The 20,422-nt window shown below is 74.6% G+C and carries 18 protein-coding genes and 1 pseudogene; 4 read left to right on the forward strand and 15 right to left on the reverse strand.

Annotated elements, in window-relative coordinates; translation table 11 throughout:
• Positions 1-115: 115 nt before the first annotated feature.
• The 6 genes from ACTVAJ_RS05405 to ACTVAJ_RS05430 all read right to left on the reverse strand — a co-directional run bounded on the left by ACTVAJ_RS05405 (position 116) and on the right by ACTVAJ_RS05430 (position 4,467).
• A complete protein-coding gene (locus ACTVAJ_RS05405) occupies positions 116-1,534 on the reverse strand; it encodes a rhodanese-like domain-containing protein (RefSeq protein WP_470386934.1) in 1,419 nt (472 codons plus the stop codon).
• A 152-nt stretch (positions 1,535-1,686) separates the two neighbouring features.
• Positions 1,687-2,259, reverse strand: a complete 573-nt coding sequence (locus tag ACTVAJ_RS05410; RefSeq protein WP_470386935.1) for a rhodanese-like domain-containing protein — start codon at positions 2,257-2,259, stop codon at positions 1,687-1,689.
• Between the two features lie 247 nt (positions 2,260-2,506).
• Complete coding sequence (locus ACTVAJ_RS05415) at positions 2,507-2,758, reverse strand: metal-sensitive transcriptional regulator (RefSeq protein ID WP_268645868.1); 252 nt, start codon at positions 2,756-2,758, stop codon at positions 2,507-2,509.
• A 125-nt stretch (positions 2,759-2,883) separates the two neighbouring features.
• A complete protein-coding gene (locus ACTVAJ_RS05420; protein ID WP_470386936.1) occupies positions 2,884-3,294 on the reverse strand; it encodes a hypothetical protein in 411 nt (136 codons plus the stop codon).
• 10 nt (positions 3,295-3,304) lie between these two features.
• Positions 3,305-3,868 (reverse strand): hypothetical protein, encoded by a 564-nt coding sequence (locus ACTVAJ_RS05425; RefSeq protein WP_470386937.1) that lies wholly within the window; start codon positions 3,866-3,868, stop codon positions 3,305-3,307.
• A 32-nt stretch (positions 3,869-3,900) separates the two neighbouring features.
• Entirely contained in the window at positions 3,901-4,467 is a 567-nt protein-coding gene (locus ACTVAJ_RS05430; RefSeq protein WP_470386938.1) for an ArsR/SmtB family transcription factor, read from the reverse strand.
• An 88-nt stretch (positions 4,468-4,555) separates the two neighbouring features.
• Here ACTVAJ_RS05430 and ACTVAJ_RS05435 point away from each other — a divergent pair, with 88 nt between their 5' ends.
• Positions 4,556-5,830 carry an MFS transporter gene (locus tag ACTVAJ_RS05435; protein WP_470386939.1) on the forward strand — a complete coding sequence of 425 codons (1,275 nt, stop codon included), beginning with the start codon at positions 4,556-4,558 and terminating at the stop codon, positions 5,828-5,830.
• Here ACTVAJ_RS05435 and ACTVAJ_RS05440 read toward each other — a convergent pair.
• From ACTVAJ_RS05440 to lanKC, 7 genes are all read right to left on the reverse strand, one after another.
• Entirely contained in the window at positions 5,820-7,331 is a 1,512-nt protein-coding gene (locus ACTVAJ_RS05440; RefSeq protein WP_470386940.1) for a fluoroquinolone export ABC transporter permease subunit, read from the reverse strand. The two genes, ACTVAJ_RS05435 and ACTVAJ_RS05440, sit on opposite strands and share 11 nt — an antisense overlap.
• Positions 7,328-8,188 (reverse strand): ABC transporter ATP-binding protein, encoded by an 861-nt coding sequence (locus tag ACTVAJ_RS05445; RefSeq protein WP_470386941.1) that lies wholly within the window; start codon positions 8,186-8,188, stop codon positions 7,328-7,330. Before ACTVAJ_RS05445 ends, ACTVAJ_RS05440 begins: the two co-directional genes overlap by 4 nt.
• A gap of 22 nt (positions 8,189-8,210) precedes the next feature.
• Positions 8,211-8,783, reverse strand: a complete 573-nt coding sequence (locus tag ACTVAJ_RS05450; RefSeq protein ID WP_470386942.1) for a TetR family transcriptional regulator — start codon at positions 8,781-8,783, stop codon at positions 8,211-8,213.
• Between the two features lie 78 nt (positions 8,784-8,861).
• On the reverse strand, positions 8,862-10,607 hold the full coding sequence (locus ACTVAJ_RS05455; protein ID WP_470386943.1) for an ATP-binding cassette domain-containing protein: 1,746 nt from the start codon (positions 10,605-10,607) through the stop codon (positions 8,862-8,864).
• A 131-nt stretch (positions 10,608-10,738) separates the two neighbouring features.
• Entirely contained in the window at positions 10,739-12,487 is a 1,749-nt protein-coding gene (locus tag ACTVAJ_RS05460; RefSeq protein WP_470386944.1) for an ATP-binding cassette domain-containing protein, read from the reverse strand.
• A 127-nt stretch (positions 12,488-12,614) separates the two neighbouring features.
• Positions 12,615-12,740: a SapB/AmfS family lanthipeptide gene (locus ACTVAJ_RS05465; RefSeq protein ID WP_470386945.1), complete on the reverse strand. Its 126-nt coding sequence runs from the start codon at positions 12,738-12,740 to the stop codon at positions 12,615-12,617.
• 36 nt (positions 12,741-12,776) lie between these two features.
• Entirely contained in the window at positions 12,777-15,434 is a 2,658-nt protein-coding gene (gene lanKC / locus ACTVAJ_RS05470; protein ID WP_470386946.1) for a class III lanthionine synthetase LanKC, read from the reverse strand.
• Positions 15,435-16,321: 887 nt separating this feature from the next.
• Here lanKC and ACTVAJ_RS05475 point away from each other — a divergent pair.
• A pseudogene (locus ACTVAJ_RS05475) lies at positions 16,322-17,106 on the forward strand (phosphotransferase).
• Between the two features lie 96 nt (positions 17,107-17,202).
• Positions 17,203-17,391 carry a hypothetical protein gene (locus tag ACTVAJ_RS05480; RefSeq protein WP_470386947.1) on the forward strand — a complete coding sequence of 63 codons (189 nt, stop codon included), beginning with the start codon at positions 17,203-17,205 and terminating at the stop codon, positions 17,389-17,391.
• Between the two features lie 261 nt (positions 17,392-17,652).
• Here the strand turns inward: ACTVAJ_RS05480 and ACTVAJ_RS05485 are convergent, their stop codons facing one another.
• Positions 17,653-18,354 carry a class I SAM-dependent DNA methyltransferase gene (locus ACTVAJ_RS05485; RefSeq protein WP_470386948.1) on the reverse strand — a complete coding sequence of 234 codons (702 nt, stop codon included), beginning with the start codon at positions 18,352-18,354 and terminating at the stop codon, positions 17,653-17,655.
• 484 nt (positions 18,355-18,838) lie between these two features.
• Here ACTVAJ_RS05485 and erm point away from each other — a divergent pair, with 484 nt between their 5' ends.
• Positions 18,839-19,639, forward strand: coding sequence for an ErmE/ErmH/ErmO/ErmR family 23S rRNA (adenine(2058)-N(6))-methyltransferase (gene erm, locus ACTVAJ_RS05490; RefSeq protein WP_470386949.1), 801 nt, complete (start codon positions 18,839-18,841; stop codon positions 19,637-19,639).
• Positions 19,640-19,645: 6 nt separating this feature from the next.
• Here erm and ACTVAJ_RS05495 read toward each other — a convergent pair whose 3' ends face one another.
• A complete protein-coding gene (locus tag ACTVAJ_RS05495) occupies positions 19,646-20,401 on the reverse strand; it encodes an alpha/beta fold hydrolase (RefSeq protein WP_470386967.1) in 756 nt (251 codons plus the stop codon).
• Between the last annotated feature and the right edge of the window lie 21 nt (positions 20,402-20,422).

Below are 20,422 nucleotides of genomic sequence, written 5' to 3' on the forward strand. Positions count from 1 at the left end.
TCTGCGGGCTCGACCGGGCGGCGGTCCGGCCCGGTGACGGCGCCCCGGGTGCGGGGCGGCGCCCGTCGCGCGCAGCAGGGCGCGTCCGATCGGGCGCCGCCCCCGGTCGGCGGGGTCAGCCGGCGGCGGTCCCGGCCCGCGCGCCCTGGCTCTGGCGCCAGGCGGCCCATCCGGCGTAGCTGCCGTCGAGTTCGACGACGTCGTATCCGGCGCGGCGCAGGGCGCTGGCCGCGACGGAGTTGCGGGCACCGGCCTGGCAGTAGCTCACGATGGTGCCCTCGGCGGGCAGGGCGTCGAGGTGCCACAGGACCCGGCCCGCGCTGAGCTGGCGGGAACCGGGGATGTGCCCCGCGGCGTGCTCGGTCCGGTTGCGCACGTCCAGCACGAGTGCGGCGTCGGAGCCCTCCAGCTCGGCCGGGGAGATGACCGGCGGAACGGTCGTCGGCAGGCCCTCCAGGGTGGTGGTGTAGCCGGCGACGCGGTCGATGCCGACGCGCAGCAGGTGGTCGCGCACCGCCCGGGCGGTGTCCCCGTCGGGTGCGAGGAGCACCAGGGGACGGCTCTCGGCCTCGGGGTCGTAGGCCCAGGCGCCGAAGCTGGCGGCCTTGGCCGGGCCGGGGATGTTCAGCGCCCCGGCGACGGTGCCCCCGTGCACCTGGGTGTGCGGCCTGGTGTCGACGAAGACGGTCTCGTCCTCGCGCAGGGATCTGCCGATCTCCTCGTTGGCGAGTTCGGGCGGCGGGGCCAGGGGGCCCAGGACCGTCGGCCCCTCCTTGTTCTGGCGCTTCATCCGGGCGAAGTAGGCGTGGGCGTCGGGCTGCCCGTCGAGCAGCTCGTCGACGAAGCCCCTCTCGTCGCCGTCGCGCAGGTACGTCGCCCACCAGGCGTTGAGGCGCTCGTATCCGACCGTGGTGGCCGGGAGCGCGCCGAGCGCCTTGCCGCAGGCGCTGCCGGAGCCGTGCCCGGGGTAGACCTGGACGTGGTCGGGCAGCGTCAGGAAGGCGTCGCGGAGGCTGGCGAACAGCAGGCGCGCGCCCTCGTAACGGGTGTCCACCCCGCCGGCGGCCTCGTCGAGCAGGTCGGGGCGGCCCAGGTCCCCGGCGAAGACGAAGTCGCCGGAGAGCATGTAGCCCGGGTCCTGGCTGAACGCTCCGTCGGTGACCAGGAACGACAGGTGCTCGGGGGTGTGCCCGGGCGTGTGGCGGGCCCGGACCGTGATGTTGCCGATGGTGACGGTGTCGCCGTCGAGGAGCCGCTCGGCGTCGAAGCCGTACTGCCAGTCCTCGCCTCCCTCACCGGAGACGTACACGGTGGCGCCCGTGGCCGCGGCCAGTTCCCGGGTGCCGGAGAGGTAGTCGGCGTGGATGTGGGTCTCGGTCACGGCCACGATCCGCATGCCGTGCGCGCGTGCCAGGTCGAGGTACTCGCCGATGTCGCGGCGGGCGTCGACCACGACGGCCTCTCCCCTGGCCTGGCAGCCGATGAAGTAGCTGGCCTGGGCGAGGTCGTCGTCGTAGATGCGTTCCAGCAGCATGACATCTCCTTGTGGTTGGTACTGCTGCATACTCCGGGGAGTATCCGTTGAAGAGGGCGGGGCCCGGGTCGCGGGCTCCGCGGGGTGCCGACCCCGGTCAGGAGCGGCGCCCGGTCCGGTGGGCGTTCACCGGAGGCGCCGGCCTCCGCCGGTCAGCGGCGGGCGCCGATCCGTTCGAGCGAGCCCTCGATGTCGACGTGGTTGCGGGGCTGGTTGTAGGGCAGGCGGGTCAGGGCCATGCCCATGGCGCAGGTGTCGGTGATCGCGGCGAAGGTCAGCCCGGCCCCGATGACCCCGGCGACCGCCACGGCCGGCGGCCACAGCAGGGAGGCGAGCACGGAGGTCAGGACGATGCCTCCGGCGACCAGACGGACCTGGCGCTCCAGGGACCACCGTTCCCGTCCGCGCACGACGGGGGCGCCCTGGGCCTCCCAGGCGTTCATGCCGCCGTTCATCACCACCGTGTCCCGCAGGCCGGCGGCGGCCAGCTTGTCCTGGCACTGGCGGGCCCGGTTGCCGGACTGGCAGACCAGGACGAGGCGCCCGCCGGCGCCGGTGACGATGCGTTCGAGGTGGGCGTCCACCCGCTGCAGCGGAAGGTTGACCGCGCCGGGGATGTGGGAGTTCTCGTACTCGGCGGGAGTCCGCACGTCCACCAGCAGGGTGTCGGCGTCGGTCTCGACCATGCTGCGCACGGCGTGCACGTCGATGGTGTTGTCAGTCATGGTTCTCCTCGATGGTGCTGTCGAACCCCGGCCCTTGGTACACCGGGGGGTATCCAGAAAACACACGGGGTCCCGGGTTTCGGAAACAGGGACCGGACCTCGGCCGTCCCCTCCCGCGCCGCGCGCGGCCCCCACCATACCGGGGGGAGTATCCCGAAGCGACGGGCGGACCCCTGTCGGACACCCCACGGGACCGACGGAGGCCGGGGCGCGGGACACCCCGTGACACGGGGAGGCCCGCGAAACCCTAGGCCAGGGCCAGGAACAGCTTCTCCAGCTCGGCCTCGGTGAGTTCGGGCTCCTGACCGGCCTCACGGGCGGCGTTGCAGTGCCGCATACCGCTGGCGACGATCTTGAACCCGGCGCGGTCGAGAGCGCGGGAGACGGCGGCCAGCTGCTGCAGGACCGCGGTGCAGTCCTCGCCCTCCTCGATCATCGAGATCACTCCGGAGAGCTGGCCCTGGGCGCGCTTGAGCCTCGTGAGGGCGTCACCCACCATTTCGGGTTTCATCTGTGTCCTTTCACCGCTTGGACGCCAGCATACCCCCCGGTGTATCTTCTTCGCCAGTCGCGTGGGTCACACCAGCGCTCCGGCGGCGGTGAGGGGCGGCCCGGGCGCCGCGCTCACGGCTGCGGGTCCTCGAAGGACTCCTCCCCGGGGCGCCAGACCATCCAACGGCGGTCGGCGAAGCCGCTGAGCATCGCGATCTCCGGCCCGCCGAGGTCGCCCCCGGCGGGGTGGAGCCGGATCGCGCCGTTCGCGAAGTCGAGCCCGAGCCCGGCACCGGTCGCCTCGTGTGTTGCGGTCACCCGCTGCGCGATGAGTGCGAGCAGCGCCTCGGCCCATCCGGGCTCCCCCGGGGTGAACCGCCGCCCCTCCAGCACCACGTCCGGAAGGACGTCGCAGGTGAGCCGGGGTTCGTCATGGGACGCCTCGCTGTCGAACCACAGTTGGACGTGGTCCAGGACGAACTGCACCGAGTACAGGCGGCAGCCGACGAGGCGGCCCAGGAGCGCGTTGGGTTCGCAGACCACGGCCAGCACCCTAGCGGACCGCCGAGGGCCGGGTGTGCGCGACCACCGGCCACGGGCCCGGGTCGGCCGTAGGGCCTCGACCCCACCGTCGGCCAGGGTCCGCAGGCCCCAAGGCCATCCCGTTCTCGTCGAGGGCGTTCAGAAGGGTCAAGCTCCCGTGCGGGAAACGGAAGACGACGTCGACCACCCCCCGGGCCGTGTCCGTGGCGCCCTGTTCGAGGAGCTCCACGTCCCCCAGGGGCCGGCCCCGGAGGATGCCCGCCTCGGGGTACGCGTCATCGCGCCAGCACAGGTCGAAGCCCGGCCACAGGAGCGGCCCGCACGGGTCCACGGTGTTCCAGGTGAGCGAGAGGTCGTCGAGCCCGGCGTGGTTGATCTCGACCTGTTCACCGCAGAAGTCGAGCAGGACGGGGCAGTCGGGGAACCACGCGTCCTCCTGGCGGTCCCAGACCAGCCAGACCCCGGTCAGCGGTCGGCCGACGAGCGCGCGCAGCCGACGGCCGTGGGCCGCCCGGACGGCGGAGTGTCCGCTCAGCCACCGCGGCCGGTAGCCCTCGATGCCGAAGTCGAACACGGTAGGGGATCCTCTCGGGCGCACGGTGCGGCTCAGGAGTCGGCGGGCCGGTGCAGGACGAACATCCCGCTGTAGAGGGGCCGCTCCCCCCGGCGCTGGTCGTCGGTGGCCACGAACTCGTCCAGGACGGCGACGATGCGCCGGTCGAGCTCCGCGACGTCCTCCTCGGACAGGTGCAGGGCGAACCGGGAGAACGTGCGCACCGACTCCGGACCGGCCTCACCCAGCTCCTCCTGGAAGGCGGCCAGGGGCGCCGCGGCGGGAGGGGAGTCGGACTCGTCCCCGGTGTCGCCGAACGAGAGCCACCAGGTCTGCCCCGTGGACCGGTAGGGCTTCTCCAGCGCGCCGCTGGCACCGGTACGCACGGGCGCGGCGACGAGCAGACCCGCGTCGACGAGCTGGCGCACGTGGTAGAGCACCGTGCCCGGGGTGGTGCCGAGCCGGTCGGCGATCTCCTTGTTGGTGAGTTCGCGGTGCAGGCACAGCCGCATGATGCGCACGCGCAGCGGGTGCGCCAGGGCCTTGACCTCCCGGGCGGTCGCCGGACGCCGCCGCCTCCCGGCGGGGGCCGACCCGCGCCCGTCCTCCAGCTCACCCATGGCGACAGCCTAACGAACGCGCGGGCGGGCGCGAAGTCCCGCCCGGCAAGCGATTGAGTTTTCTCAATCGATCGGTGATGATCGATTCATGACCGACGACACCCCCCTGCGTCCCGGCACCCCCTCCCCCGACGCCGGACGCGGCCCCCTGGGCGCGCGCTTCGGCCTCCTGCTGACCTCGTCCTCGCTGTCCAACCTGGCCGACGGCGTGCTCAAGGTCGGCCTGCCGCTGGCCGCCCTGGCCCGCACCGACTCCCCCGCGCTCGTCGCGGGCGCCACCCTGGCGCTGAGCCTGCCCTGGCTGCTGCTGGCCCTGCCCGCCGGGGCGCTGGCCGACCGCGTCGACCGGCGCACGGCCATGCTCGGCGCCAACCTCGCACGCGCGGCGCTCCTGGGCCTGCTGGCCGCGCTGCTGGCCATGGACACCGGTTCGATCTGGGTGCTGTACGCCGCGGCGTTCTGCGTCGGGGCCGCCGAGACCGTCCACGACACCGCCGCGCAGTCGATCCTGCCCCAGGTCGTGCCGCGCGCACGGCTCTCCCGCGCCAACGGGCGCCTGCACGCGGTCGAACTCACCGCGAACCAGTTCGTCGGCCCTCCCCTGGGCGGACTGCTGGTGGCGCTGGGCGCCGTGGCGGCCTTCGCGGCGCCCGCCGCGCTGTGGCTGGTGGCCGTGGGGGCGCTGCTGCTGGTGCGGGGGCGGTTCCGGGTGGAGCGCGCCACCCGCACGACCCTGCGCGCCGACATCACCGAGGGATTGCGGTTCCTGTGGCGGCACCGGCTGCTGCGCACGTTCGCGGTCCTGGTCGGCTCCTCCAACCTGGCCACCAGCGCGACCTTCGCGATCCTGGTGCTGTTCGCGGTGGGGCCGGACTCCCCGATGGGGCTGTCCGAGCCCGCCTACGGACTCCTGCTGACCAGCACCGCGGCGGGGAGTCTGCTCGGCGCGCTGACCGCCGACCGCGTCGAAGGCGTGCTCGGCCGGGCCTGGGCGCTGCGGCTGTCGGTCCTGGGGTTCGGCGTTCTGCTCGGCGTTCCCGCGCTGACCGCGCACCCCCTCGTGATCGGGGTCGGGTTCGCCGTCGGGGGCGTGAGCATCGCGGTGTGGAACGTCATCACCGTGTCGCTGCGCCAGCGCGTCACCCCCGACGCGCTCCTGGGCCGGGTCAACAGCGCCTACCGGCTGGTGGCGTGGGGCACCATGCCCCTGGGGGCCGCCCTGGGCGGCGCGCTCGCCGAACTCCTGGGCCTGCGCGCGGTGTTCGCGCTCATGGCCCTGGTGGCCCTCGCGCCCCTCGTCGTCCTGGCCCGCGTGGACGAGGCCGCCCTGACCGGGACCGGCGCGGAGGCGGTCAACGGCTGACCGCCGAGCGCGCCCACCGCCAGGCGGCCGCGGCGAGCAGGCCGCCCGCCACGGCACCGCACGGCGCGGCGAGCGCCGCGGGGACCAGACCGTAGGCCGGCAGGGCGGCCAGCGGCCACGCCACCGGCAGCACGAGCAGGAACCGCGCCCAGGGATCGGGGAGGACCCACACCGCCACGGGCACCAGGACGAAGAGCACCCCCACCCCCTTGAGCACGACCAGGGCGCGCACCCGGTCCCGCGCCAGGGCCGTGACCGCCAGCGCGAGGACCGCCGCCAGGAGTCCGGCGACGGGAACGGCCGGGGCCGCCGACCACACGCCGCCGTCGACCAGTCCGCTGAGCGGCAGGGTGACAGCGAGCTGCACCGCGGCGAGCCCGGCGGCGGCCACCGCCCGGCAGGTGAGGTAGCTTCCGGTTCCGAGCGGGGAGGCGGCCCACAGGGCCAGCGTGCCCCGTTCCCGGTCCTCCACGGCCCGCAGCGCCACCACCGCACCGGCCATCATCGGCACGTGCAGCAGGACCAGGGCCGCCAACAGCACCGGCCGCCACGCCGCCGCGTCCAGACCGTCCAGGAGCGGGACGTCCGGTACCAGGGGCAGCCCCGCGCGCAGTCCCAGGGCCACCGCGACCGGTCCGGCCACGAGCGCCCAGACCATGCCGTCGGCGGCCGCGCCCCGCAGATCGGTGCGGGTCAGCACCCACACCGGATGTCCCCCCGGGGCGGGGCCGCGCCGGACCCGCGGCCCCCGGGCGCGGGCCCACGGGGGACGGGCCCCCTCGGCCGTCCGCGCCCGGGCCAGGGCGCGGCGCGCCAGCAGGCAGGCACCGGCGGTCGCGGCGAGGGCGAACGCCGCCAGTGCCGCGACCGCCGTGCCCGGCAGCGGCACGGCGGAGGGGTCCAGCCCCCAGCGCACCACCGTGTGGGCGGCCGTGGTCGGCACGGCGTACCAGACCGGGTGCTCCGCCGCCCCGGCCGCCGTCAGCAGGGGCGGCGCCAGGAGCGGCCCCAGCCAGAGGGGGAGGGCGACCATCAGGTCGGCCAGGTTCCGCGCCGACGCGCACGCGGCCACCGACACCGCGCACAGCAGGGTCGCGAGCAGGGCCGTGCCCCCCACGGCCGCGGCGGTGCCGGTCACGCCGTCGGCGGGGCGCGCCGCGACCGCGACCGGCAGCGCGGCCGCGGCGCCGAGCACGGTGAACACCGCCAGCCGGGCGGCCAGGTACTCCCCCGCGCCCAGGGGGCTCGCCGCCAGCGCCGCCCACGCCCCGCTCGTGCGCTCACCGAGCATGAGGACCGCGACGAACAGCACGCCGAACCCGGCGGTGTCCAGGAACAGCAACAGCCCCGCAAGCGTGCGGGCCGGTTCCTCCGGGAGCACGAGCAGGACCAGGGCCCACACCAGTGCCAGGCCCAGCGCCGCGGCCGCCGTGCCCCGCCGGACGTGGACGCGCGCCTCCAACCCCACCGCGGTCAGGGCGCGGATCGGCGGGACGCTCACGGCTCCCGCCCGATCCGTCGGCCGGTGAGGCGCGCGAAGACGTCGTCGAGCGTGGCCTCGCGGCTGTGCACGGTCTCCACGTGGGATCCGGTGATCCCGAGTGACCGCGCCAGGGCGGCCGTGGGCAGTTCGGTGCGCTCCAGGCGTCCGTTCCTGCGGAACTCCACGACGACACCCGGCCTGCCGTGGGCGAGCCGCAGGCGCCGGGGGCTGTCCACGGCGGCGACGCGCCCGTCGACGACGAAGGCGACGCGGTCGCAGGCGCGTTCGGCGGTGAGCATGTCGTGGGTGGTGACCACGACCGTGCTCCCCCGGCGGGCGCGCTCCCTGAGGACCTGGCGGACGCGTTCGGCCCGGACCGGGTCCAGTCCGCTGGTGGGCTCGTCCACCAGAAGCAGGTCGGGCCGGTTGACCAGGGCCCGGGCCAGGTTGAGGCGGACGAGCATGCCCTTGGAGAACTCGGCGGTCCTGCGGTCGGCGGCGTCGGTCAGATCCAGCAGGTCCAGGAGCGCGTCCGGGTCCTCGGTGGGACGGCGGTACAGGGCGGCGAAGACGGCCAGGTTCTCCCTGGCGGTCAGGGCGGGAAGGTGGGCGGGGAGTTCGAAACCGACGCCGATCCGCTCGAAGAAGTCCCGGTCGCGGCCCCGGTGCACGGGTGCGCCGAGCACGCTGACGGTACCCCCGAACCGGCGGATCCGCCGGGTCAGGACGCGGTGGACGGTGGACTTCCCGGCACCGGAGGGACCCAGGAGTCCGAAGACCTCACCCCGTCCGACGGTGAAGTCCATGCCGTCCACGGCCGGGGCGGGAGCACCGCGGTAGTGGACGGTGAGGCCGCGCACGCCGATCGCTTCCACGGAGACCGCCTTTCCGCCCGGGTCAGGGCGTGGGAGGGCGCAGGGCCGCCAGGGCCTCGTCGACCATGCTCGGCAGGGCCCGCGTGGGGCCGTCCTCGGCCCAGGCGGTGACGGTGGTGGTCAGCACGGCGGTGCAGGCCGCCGCGACGGCGCGGGTCGCCAGGGGGACCGGTCCGGGCGCCGACCCGTGCAGCACCCCCTCCAGGAGCCGTTGGGTGGCGGCCTGGTTCTCCCAGAGGCGGGCGCGCAGGCTCGGTGCCGAGAGGATCAGCAGGGTGCGCTCGCGGGTGGCCTCCAACGCGGCCGTGTCGAGGTGGGTGAAGGCCTCGGCCAGGCCCAGACGGACGCGTTCGACCGGGTCGGTCTCGGTCCTGGCGCGGACGTACCGGGCGATCAGGGGGTCGTGGTCGTCGCTGAGGACGACGTCCTCCTTGGTCGGGAAGTACCGGAAGAACGTGGTGTGGGAGACGCCCGCGGCCGCGGCGACGCGCTCCACGGTGACCTGGTCGTAGCCGTACCTGGCGAACAGGCCGAGCGCCGCCTCCTGGATCGCCGCGCGGGTGCGCGCCCGCTTGTCCGCCCGCCAGTCCGTCATCCCGGCCTCCTGATGTTAGTGACTAACATGTTAGTAGCTAACATCTTGGAGGGGCAAGGGGGCGGCGGCCCGGTGCGCTCAGCCGGACGCGTTCCAGTGGCCCGCCAGATCGCGGTAGAGCGGGGAGCCGCGCAGCAGGGACTCGTGTGTGCCCGACGCCGTGCCCGCGCCGTCCAGGACGAGGATCCGGTCGGCCCGCAGCGCCGAGGACAGCCGGTGCGCGATGACGATGAGCGTCGTGCCCGGCCGGTTCGCCAGCGCCTCCTCCGCGTGCGCCTCCGCCGCCGGGTCCAGGTGGCAGGTCGACTCGTCCAGGATGAGCAGCGGGGCGGCGGACACGTAGGCCCGGCCCAGGCAGAGCGCCTGGCGCTCGCCGGCCGAGAGCGTTGCCGGATCCACATCGGCCCCCAGACCGCCGAGGCGGTCCACCAGCGGCCCGAGCCGCAGTGCCTCCACCGCCCGGCCGAGGCGGTCGTCCCCGGCACCGGGTTCCAACTGGGCCAGGTTTTCCCGGACCGAACCGGCGAAGACGTAGCCCCGCTGGGGCAGGAGGACGCGCATCCGGGCCAGTTCCCGGGGAGAGCGCCCGGCCACCGGGCGGCCGGCCAGGCACACGGCGCCCTCGTCGGGCGGGTGCAGTCCGCAGAGCACGTGTGCCAGCGTCGACTTGCCGATCCCGCTCGGACCGACGACCGCGATGTGCTCGCCCTGCCCGACCGTGAGGCCGAACCCCTCCACCAGGGGGGACGTCCCGGCCCCGTAGGACACCCGGAGCCCGCGGCACCACACGGCCGGAGCGGGGCCCGCGGCAGGACCGGGGACGGCGCACGACCGGTCGGCCCGGGTCCGGGCCGCCCCGTCCGCCCCCTCGCCCGCGGTGTCCGCCTCCGGGGGCACGAACCGGTCGAGGACCACGATGAGGCGGCTGCCCGCGGCCCCCACCGCGGTCATCATCGTCTGGAGCGCGGGCAGCAGTGACTGCACGAGGTAGGCGAGGGCACCCATGAGCGCTCCCGTGGTGACGCCCTGGTCGCGCAGCCAGGGCGTGGCCACGAGCAGCAGCACGACGGGCAGCTGCCCGGCCACGCCCAGTGCCAGCGTCCTGGCGGCCGTCCACCGGGCCAGGGACCGCGTCGAGGCGGCGGCCCGGTCGGCCAGCTCCCGTGCCCTGTCGGCCGCCGCACCGGTCGTCCCGCAGGCCACCAGGTCGCGCAACCCGCCCCGCAGCGCTCCGGCCCGGTCGGTGAACGCCTCGTCGGCGTCGAGGAAACGGCGTTGCGCCGCGGCCATCGGGACGAGGGTGCACAGGAAGAGCGCCAGCCCGAGCAGCATCGGCGGCACCACGACCAACAGCAGATGCGGAGCCAGGGTGAGCATTCCCGCGAGCGCTCCCACCGCGGTGAACAGGAAGGACCGGACCGTCAGAACCAGACCGGCGAAACTGTCGCGGGCGATCTCCGTCTGCTGTGTGAGCCGGGAGACGGCGACGCGCTCGACCTCCGCGGCCCGGGCCGGGTCGGCCACGGCCCGGTCCAGGGCCTGCCCGACGGCACGCCGCACGAGCCCGTCCCGCAGCGGTTCCACCAGGTCGGACAGTCGGCCGAAGACACCGCGCAGCGCCGGGCCGGCGAGCAGGACCGAACCCGCCGCGACGGTCAGCCACACCAGGCCGAGCGCGGGGCGCCCCGCCAGGAAACCGTGGTCCAGGGCACGGGCCAGGCAGATCCCGACAAGGAAGGTCTGCGCGGACTCCAGCAGCGACCAGGCGCCCAGGCGCAGCAGCGCCCCCCGGTGACGCCGCAGGAAGGGGAGGGCGTGCGGCACCAGTCCGCGCAGCGCCCCCGGGTGCCGCGCGGACCGGCGCCGTGGCCCCGACCCGCGGTGCCGGGGACGTCCCGGACGCGGCGGGGTCGTGCTGTGCGCCCCGCCCGCGTCCACCGCGGTGGGCGCGGGCCTCACCGGTTCCCCCCGGCGTCGGTGCGGCCGAGGACCGCGCGGTAGCCGGGGTCCCGCCACAGCGCGGCGTGCCTGCCGACCGCGCGGACGCGTCCGCCGTCCAGCCACACCACCAGGTCCGCGCGCGCAGCGGTGGAGAGCCGGTGCGCGATGACGACGCGGGTGCCGGGGCGGACCTCACGCTCCAGTGCCCGGTCCACCTGCCGTTCGGTCGCCGTGTCGAGGCTGGAGGTGGCGTCGTCCAGGATCATCAGCCGTCCCGCGTGGGCGAACGCCCGGGCCAGTCCCAGCCGCTGCAGCTCACCGCCGGAGAACGGCGCCTCGTCCAGGGGCGTGTGGTACCCCCGGGGAAGCGCCCGGACGAAGCCGTCCGCTCCGGCCGCCCGGGCGGCCGCACGCACCCGGTCCCCCGGGGCGGTCACGGCTCCCGCCGCGATCGCGTCGCCGACAGTGGCACCCTGCAGCCAGGGCCGCTCGAACGCGTACCCCACCTCGCGGCGGAGCACGTCGGGGGCCAGGGCGTCGAGCGGGACCCCGTCCAGGCGGACCCGGCCCTCGTCGGGGTCGGTGAGCCGCCCGACGACGGCTCCCAGCGTCGACTTGCCCGAGCCCGAACGTCCCACGACGGCCACCGTCGCACCGCCGGGCACGCACAGGTCGACGCCGCGCAGCACCCACGCGCCGTCGCGTCTGACCCCGACGCCGCGCAGCTCCAGGAACCCGGAGCCCCGCGGGGGCAGGTCCCGCGCGCCGTGGCCCAACGGGGGAACGGTCAGGAGTTCGTTCACGCGCCGTGCCGCCGTGCGCCCCCGGACCAGCGCCCCGAGCGGAGCGGCGACCGCGCCCAGCCCCGCGGCCAGCGCGGCGTACCGGGACACCGCCAGCAGGTCACCGACACTGGTCCGCCCGTCCGCCAGGCCGAGTCCGCCGACCGCCAGCACGGCGGTGATGAGCAGGGGCATGAGCACCCCGCTGCGCGCCGTGGCCGAACCGTGCACCGACCACATGCGCCGGCCCTCGGCACCGAGTTCGTCCAGCGGGCCCAGGACGCGGGCGCGTTCCTCGTCCGCGGTCCCGGCCGCGGCGATGGCACGCGCGCCGCCCAGTGCGTCCGTCAGCCGCGTCGCGATCCGCGACTGCACCCGCTGGTACCGGGAGACGCTGTCGGAGGAGCCGCGGGCGAAGGAGCGCAGCAACAGGAACAGCAGGGGCAGCCCCAGACAGAAGGCCAGGCCCGTCCACGGGTCGATCAGGAACAGGGCGACCAGGGCGCCGCCGGGGGCCAGGACCGCCGCGACGATACGGGCCGCGCCGGCGGGGGCGGCACCGGCCTCCGTGGCGTGCGCGGAGAGCCGGGTGGCCACGTCACCGGGGGAGAAACGGTTCACGTCGTGGGGTGCCGCGGCCACCAACCGTCGGACGGCCCGCAGCCGGAGCCAGGCGGTGGAGCGCGCGCCGACCGTACCGGCCAGGAGGGCGACGAGCGCGTCCAACACGACCTCGGCCACGGTCAGGGCCACGGCCGCCGCCAGCAGGCGTCCGGCGTCGGGGTGCTGCTCCAGAAGCAGGTCGAGGGTGCGTCCGAGCACGGCGGGCAGCGCCAGTGAGGCGACCGCGGCGGCTGCGGCGCACAACAGGATGGCGGCGGTGCGTCCGGCGCTGGCCCGGGCCATGCGGGCGAGCAGGGCGTCCGCCGAGCGTGCGGAGTCTCCGTCCGTCCCAGCGTCACGCACGCGGGTGGACACCATACGGATGCCTTCCTGCGGAGGTCGTGGCTGAGTCCGGCGGCGCCCGCGGGCGCCGCCGGACCGTGCGGAGAGTCCGGAGACCGGACTCGGCGCCGCGGGCCGGGAACCCGGGCCCGCGGCGCGGCCACTAGCAGGTGGTGACGCTCAGGCTGCTGTCACCGCACAGCAGGAGACTGGCGGTGCTGGTCCCGGCGACCTCGCCGTGGGCAGCGTCCTTCGTGGTCTCCAGAGACTGCAGGTCGAGCAGGGTCATGGCTGTTATCCTTTCCTTCGGTTTCCTTGTCGTCTTCTATTCATTTGTTCCGGGCCATGGCAGTGGCCGGTTCTGGGTCCGCAGCGGCGGAAGGAAGGGCAGCTGTGCGGGCTGTTCGCGCTGGGCCGCGGCCAGCGCGAGGAGACAGCCCGCCGTGCCCGTGGACAGGTCCATGGAGAGTCGCATCAACTGCTCTCCCGGGAAGGCCAGGTGGCCCTGGTAGCGCATGGCGTACCGGGACAGGGCGTCGATCTGGCGGCGCACGCCCGCGGGGTCGGTTCCGGGCGCGGGTGTCGTCGTCCGGCTCAGGTACAGCACCATGCCCGCGAGGCCGCGGAAGAGGCCGGGCTGGGCGTAGAAACCGGCCTGCGCCGCCCGGACGATCTCGGGGCGGGCCCGCTCGAACGCCTCGTGGGAGCGGTGCTCCAGGTAGTCGTCGAGCACGATCCCCACGCCGACGCTGCCCGCGCCGAGATAGGGCATGGTCCGCCACCCCTCGTCCACCTGGAGTGTGCCGAACGCACTGGTCACGCACTGGTCGAGGTCGGCGCGGAGCGCCCTCTCGGCCAGGTCGAGCAGTGCGGTGTCACCGGTCCGCCCGTACAGGCGCAGGCACAGCAGGGCCACACCCGCCCCGCCGTGGAGCAGCCCGGCACGGCGCCGCTCGGGGCGGGCGCCCAGGAGACCGTGCGCGGCCAGCTCCGCGCAGCGCAGCGCGCCCGCGCGCATCCGCGCGTCGCCGGTGTCGGCGCCCAGGGAGTCCAGGGCCAGGCCGATGCCGGCCGTCCCGCCGTGCAGACCGGGGCCGAGCCCCTCCCACCGCTGCTCCATGACCAGTTCGGCCAGTGCGAGGGAGGGCTCCACGTGACCGAGGCGGTGCAGGGTCCAGGCCAGGCCCGAGAGTCCGTCGTAGAAACCCAGGGGGGTTCCTGACGCGGGTTCCTTGCTGTGCCGGAGCAGCCACTCCTCGGCCTCGGGACACCGCTCCGCGCCGCTCTCGGCGAGTGCGTAGAGCACCCCGGCGGCTCCGTAGCCGAACGACAGTCCGCCGCCCGCAGTCGAGAACTGGGCGATGTCGCCGGGAAAGTAGCGGTCGTCCCGGTCGGGGTCGGCCGAGGCGAGGATGGCGCGGACCATCGAGTCGCGGCTGCGCGGCCAGTCCCCCGGCTCGGCCGGCGGGTAGGCGTCCCGCTCCCCGACGGACGGTGGGCGCGGGGCCTCCGTGGGCGTCTGCGCCCCCGGTCCGCCGTCCGGATCGCGCAGGATCTCCGCCACGCCGAGCTCCAGGAACTCCCGGGCCTCGGGGAAGAGGCGCGCGGCCTCCTGCGCCAGGTGCCGGGCCTTACTCCGGTCCACGGCAAGCATGCTGGTCAGGGGGAGGAAGAGGGCGATGCGCAGGCAGGCCAGCGCGTACAGGTCCACGTCGAAGCCCCGGCGCCCGCGCGGGGCCACGAACCCCGGGTTGGCGACCGTCTGGCGGCCTCCCTCGCTCACGTCCCGGGCGGCCTCGAAGTCGAGCAGCACCACCGAGGACTCGTCCTCGGAGACCATGATGTTGAACAGGTGCAGGTCGTTGAAGACGATCCCGCGGGCGTGCACCGCCTCGACCGCCTCCTCCACCAGGCCGTGCAGGCGCATCGCCCACCGGGCGTACTCCCGCAGGGCACCGGGCTCGGGGTCGGCCCCGACCAGCGGGTGGCGGTGGGCGAAGAAGGCGTTCAGCGGCCTGCCCTGGATGTACTCCATCACCAGGAAATGGTGCTCCCCGAGGACGAAGGCGTCCCTGACCTCGGGGGTGCAGGCCAGCCCGGAGAGGCGCTCCAGGGCGGTGCGCTCCCGGCCCAGGCGGCGCACCGCGTCGGCGCCGTCGGCGGCCAGGCCGGCGTGCGGCCGGGCCTCCTTGAGCACCACGGGCTGACCGGTGCGCCGGTCCCGCCCGGCGTAGACCCCGCCGCCGTTGGAGAAGTGCAGGGCGCGCTCGATGTCGTAGGGCAGGCCGGTGACGTCGACGGCCTGGCGCGCCTCCAGGTGCGGGCGCAGGAAGTCGGGGACGGTCACCCACTCGGGTGTGCGGAAGACCGGGCCCCGCTGGTCGGGCACGAGCACGCCGTCGGCGTTCTCCAGTGCGGGTACCGGCTCGCCGTGTTCGTCGTAGCAGTGCCGCCTGGTGAAGCTCCCGTAGCGCAGGTGGACCGGGCCCGCACTCCAGCGCAGGTCGCTGAGGATGTAGGGACCGGGTTCGCCGCCCACGAGCGCGTCCAGGCCGGCGGCGACCGCCGCGCACTCGGCGTCGTCCGCCGGATAGACGGTGACGAACTTCCCGCTGCCCCCGCGGTCGGCGTACTTGGCGTTGCGGTTGTGCAGCAGGTACCGGGTGGGGACGAACTTGAAGGAGACGCCCCGCGCCACGCAGTAGTCCCAGATGCGGGCGAGGACGGACTCGGCGTTGTCCAGGCGGGCGGAGACGTGGATCTTCCACCCCTGGTCCGGCAGGCGGTGTTCGACGGGGCGCAGTGCCAGCCAGTCTCCGGCCCGGTGCCTCTGCCACCCCTCGGGCACCGGCCGCTCGGCCGCCTCGAAGACCCGGTCGCGTCGGCCGACCGTCCCGGACGCCCCGGCACCCGGCCAGAGACGGTGGGGCGTGTCGTAGAAGTGGCGGTCGGCGTCGCAGAACACACCGTACCCCTTGATCACACGGACTCCCTCGCGGCCGTCTCCGTCAGCGACATTCCAGATAGTGACATAGTCATTACACGCCCGTCTATACCTTTACATGCACTTTTTTCGGACAACTGATTACTCGCGATTAACTTATTGCGAGAAGCGCGCAACCCCGCCTCACCGCCGCCCTCGCACACTCAAGCGCCCCACCAGCGGATTCACGGCGGGCGGAACACTTCGGGCGCCGCGGCGCCCTCCGGATGAAGGGGTCCGACACGCCGCGATACAGCGGACGAAAAAGAAAAAAGTCCCCGATGTGATGCTTTTTCTTTTGATAGCGTTTTGTCGAAGATCGGTGGATTTGGACTGTTTGGGAGATGAGTAAAAAGCTGTGACCTGGGAAGTCATGGAGGACCCAGCCCGCCGGAACCTCCTCCGGGGGGCGCCGGAGGCCGACTCCACAGCCCCGGAACACCACCGGGAGCCCGACCGGAGCGGAGCCGAAGGGATGCCGGAGACGGCGGGATATCCGCGAAAGAGGGACCGGAGACCAGCGTCACACCCTTCCACCGGGGCGACCGCCCCAGCCGATCCGGCGACCGTTCGCATTTTCCGGATGAATGCGGGATGAACCGTTCGCGACGACCCGGGAACGCCTTTCGCCGGAGCGCGGCGCGCGGGCACCGCGGGAGGCGCGAGGGGTTTTCCCGCCTCCGGCGAACCGCACCGGAAAGAGCGTGTACGCACCCGTGACCGGGAGACCGGCCCGCCCGGGACTCCGCGACCGGGCATCGGGATCCGGGCCCCGCCGTCCGGGAGGAACGTGTGCCCGTACCGTGTACGGACCGAACGGATCCGCCCCCGGGGCGGGCGGAGATCGGGGAGACCGAACTGGCGAGGACGGACGGAACCGGAACGTGATGCCCGACGAGGAGACCCTGAACGGCGGCAACGTCTCCGACAGCGTGGTGCGTGTGGGGCGCACGGTGCGCAAGCCGTGGTCCCCCTCCTCCCCCGCCGTCGGCCCGCTCCTGACCCACCTGAACGGGCGGGGTACGAGGCGGCCCCCGCGTGGCTCGGCCGCGACGGGCGGGGACGCCAGCGCCTGGAGTACGTGCGCGGAACCACGGCCGACCGGCTGCCGCCGATGACCGTCGCCGAGCTGCGCCGACTGGGCGCCCTGATCCGCCGGTTGCACGACCTCACGGCCGACCTGCCGCCCCTGCCCGACACGGAGTGGGACGTGGTGGTGGCGCCCCGGGGGCAGGAGATCGTGTGCCACCACGACCTGGGGCCGTGGAACCTCGTCCGGGACGGCGGCTCGGACACCTGGACGTTCATCGACTGGGACAACGCCGGACCGGGCACCCGGACGGGCGACCTGGGCTACGCCGCGCACGGCTTCGTGCCCCTGCACCCGGACGGTTCCCCCGAGCGCGACGCCGCCAGGCTGCGGGCGCTGGCGGACGGTTACGGATGCGACGGCGCCCAGCGCCGAGAACTGCCTGACGCGATCCTGCACGAGGTGCGCGGCATGCACGGGCTGCTGGTGGAGGGGGCGCGCACCGGCCGCCAGCCGTGGGCGCGACTGCACGCCGAGGGGCACGCCGACCACTGGGGGCCCGCGGCCGCCTACGTCGAGCGCCACCGGAGCGTGTGGCTGGCCGCGCTCACCGCGCCTTCTCACTCCGCCGCTGGTGCGTGAGCCGTTCCGCTCGCCCCGCCCGGGCCCCGGCGCGGGCGGGGCGCCCCGTCCGTGTGCAGGGCCCCGCCCCCGCCGGACCGCGCCTAGGCTGGCCCCATGAGACTGTGCAGGGTGGGCATCCAGATCACCATGGAACCCGAGCAGGAGGAGAGGTTCCGGGCGGAACACGGGTTGGCCGACGACGAGGACCTCGGCCCGTACCTGGCGCACGTGATCCAGGAACGCCTGCGCCAGGTGGACCCGTTCTTCGAGGCTGTGGAGGCCGAGCACGTCCGCGACGACTGACCGCGGTCACCGTCTCCGCGTCCACGGCGCCGCGCGCGCCCGCCAGGGCCACGAACGTACGGCGTCGGCTGCCACGCGTCACCGAACGCCGGGACCGGGCGATGTTACGGCGTGAACCCCTGTCGTTCCCGCCGTGCCCGTCGCGTCGGCCCCTGGTGTGGGTGAGCGGCTCCGTCTCCCGCGGTGACCCGCGGCGCGGTGCGGTCGTCCCCGGTCGGACGGTTTCGGGGCGGCCGTCGGCTCCGGGTTCCGCCATCCCGGTCAGGCGGGCCTGGTCCAGACCATGGCCATGGAGATCGGGTGGCCGTGGAAACGCTTCCACTTGGGCTTGGCGGCCACCCAGGTCTCGTCCACCGTGGCCTCGGCCAGCTCGGCGAGGGTCCACCCGGCCGCGACGGCCGCGCGTGTGTGGTCGCTGATCAGGTGCAGGTGGGTGCTGATCGCGACGTCCTCGCCGGAGGCGTCGGTGAAGTGCGTGGGCATCCCCGAGACCATGATGAACTGCGGGTGGTAGGCGACCAGGACGAGGGATCCGCCGGGCGCGGTGAGCCGCCGGGCCTCGGCGTAGTAGGGGCCCAGGTCGGGCAGGTGCTCGTCGATGAGTGAGGAGATCACCAGGTCGTAGCCGCCGTCGGGCAGCCCGGTGTCGCGCACGTCGCCCAGGGTGAGGGTGGTGTGGGCCCCGCGGTCGCGGGCCAGGCTCAGCATCCCCTCGCTGAGGTCGACGCCGTCCACGTGCGGCACGCCCCTCCCCCTCAGCCACGCTCCGGTGCGTCCGGTCCCGCAGCCCAGATCGGCGGCGCGCCCCACCCCCGACCAGTCGGGGTGGGTGAGTCCGTCCAGGAGCGCCAGGTCCATGGCGTCCAGGACCGAGTCCTCGTAGGTGTTTGACCAGCCGTCGTAGCCGGTGGCCACGTCGACCGTGCGGTAGTGGCGGGTGTCGAAGTCCGCGAAGTTCGGCATAGGGGTGAGTATCGCGGGGCCGTACGCGGGGCCGCCACCGGATTTCCACGACTGCGGAAAACCCTTTGATCCCGGGAACGCGCCCCTTCTAGGGTGTGCGCATGGCCAGCTTCTACGCGGTCGTGAACCAGGTCCTGTCCTGGTCCGCGAGCGCCCACGATCTCGTCGTCCGCCCCCGGTCCGGGTCCCTGGACCGCTAGACGACGTCCGGGAGCCCCCGAACCCGCGTGTTCGGAGCGGCTCCGTCCGAGGGTGAGAGCCCCGCCGTCCCCGCCGCGCCGCCGACGTGCTCACGCGTCCGCGCCGCCGCGGCCGGGCGGCGGGCTCCCCGTCATGCGCGTGTACCGGTCCAGGTCCAGTCCCGTCCCCGAACCACCACGGACGGGCCGCCCGGACCCCTTTCTTCTCGATGTGCGCGCCTCGCGGCGCCCGTCCGTGCCGCCCGTCCTCGTCCGCCACTCGCGTGGCTGGATCGGACCCTTCGATGGCACGTACGACACGTCCTCGCCACGGCGACGCCGGCGACCGCCGCCGACGCCTCTCCCAGAACTTCCTGACCGACCCCGGGGCCGCCCGGTACGTGGTCCGGGTCGCCGGGGTGACCTCCGACGACCTGGTGGTGGAGGTGGGCCCCGGCGACGGCGCGATCACCCGCTTCCTGGTCCCGGCCGCGCGGCGGGTGATCGCCTACGAGATCGACCGCCGCCTGGCCGCCCGCCTGACCGCCCGCTACCGCGGCCCCGACCGGGGTGTGCGGGTGGTGTGCGCGGACTTCACCCGCGCGCGGCCGCCGCACGGCCGGTTCCACGTGGTCGGCAACATCCCCTACGCCCGCACCTCCGACATCGTCCGCTGGTGCCTGGACGCCCGGGGGCTGGCCTCGGCCACGCTGGTCACCCAGCTGGAGTACGCGCGCAAGCGCACCGGCGCCTACGGGCGGTGGAGCCGGCTGACGGTGCTGACCTGGCCGGAGTGGTCGTGGACGTTGGCCGGTCGGATCAGCCGGAACCGGTTCCGGCCGGTCCCCCGGGTGGACGCCGGGCTGCTGGTGCTCAGGCGCAGGTCCGAGCCGCTCGTCGCACCGGACCGGACGGGCGCCTACCGCCGCCTGGTCGAACTGGGCTTCGAGGGCGTGGGCGGTTCCCTGGGGGCGTCGCTGCGCCGGGCGCACCCCGCACGGAGGGTGGACGCGGCGCTGCGCGCGGCCGGGGTCGCCCCGGGCACACCGGTCGGCCTGGTGGCGCCCGACCAGTGGGTGGTGCTCCACCTGTCCCTGGACCGGTAGGGCGCCTCAGGACAGGAAGTCCAGGAGGGCGGCGGTCAGTTCGGCCGGAGCGTCCTCCTGGACCAGGTGTCCGGCGCCCGCGAGGGGGTGGAGGCGGGCCCCGGGGATGGCGGCGGCCAGCCGCTCACCGCGCTCGATCGGCAGCCAGGTGTCCTCGCGGCCCCACACGACGAGCACCGGGAGGTCGAGGTCGGCGTAGGCGTCCTCGACCTCGGCGGTGTACCGTTCGTCGGCCTGGGCGATCTGGCGGTAGAAGGCGGGCTGACCGTCGGCGCCGAGCCAGGGCCGGGTGAGGGCGTCGAGGACCTCGGTGCGCGGCTCGGAGTGCACGGCGGTGGCGATGTAGGCGCGGACCAGGGCCTCGTGCAGGTGCGGCGGGAGGGCCGCGAACACGTCGGCCCGGGCGTTGACCAGACGGAAGAAGTCGCTGCCCCAGGGGCGCACGCTCACCGCGTCGACCAGGGCGAGGCGGTCGTAGGCCACGCCGTCCAGCAGGGCGGTGCGCAGGGCCACCGCTCCGCCGAAGTCGTGGGCCACCACCCGGGGCCGGTCCAGCCCCCAGTGGTCGAGCAGGGCGGTGAACGCGGTCTGCTGCGCGGCCAGGGACACGTCCTGGCCGTCGAACCCGGCGGAGGTCCCGTACCCGGGCATGTCCCACACGTACACGGTGTACCTGGGCGCCAGGGCCCGGGCCACGTGCCGCCACACGTACGAGGAGAACGGGGTGCCGTGCAGGAGCACGACGGGGTCGCCCTCGCCCATCCGGGTCCAGCGGACCGTTCC

It is taken from the genome of Nocardiopsis sp. KDC1DS13DA1, assembly GCF_055632325.1.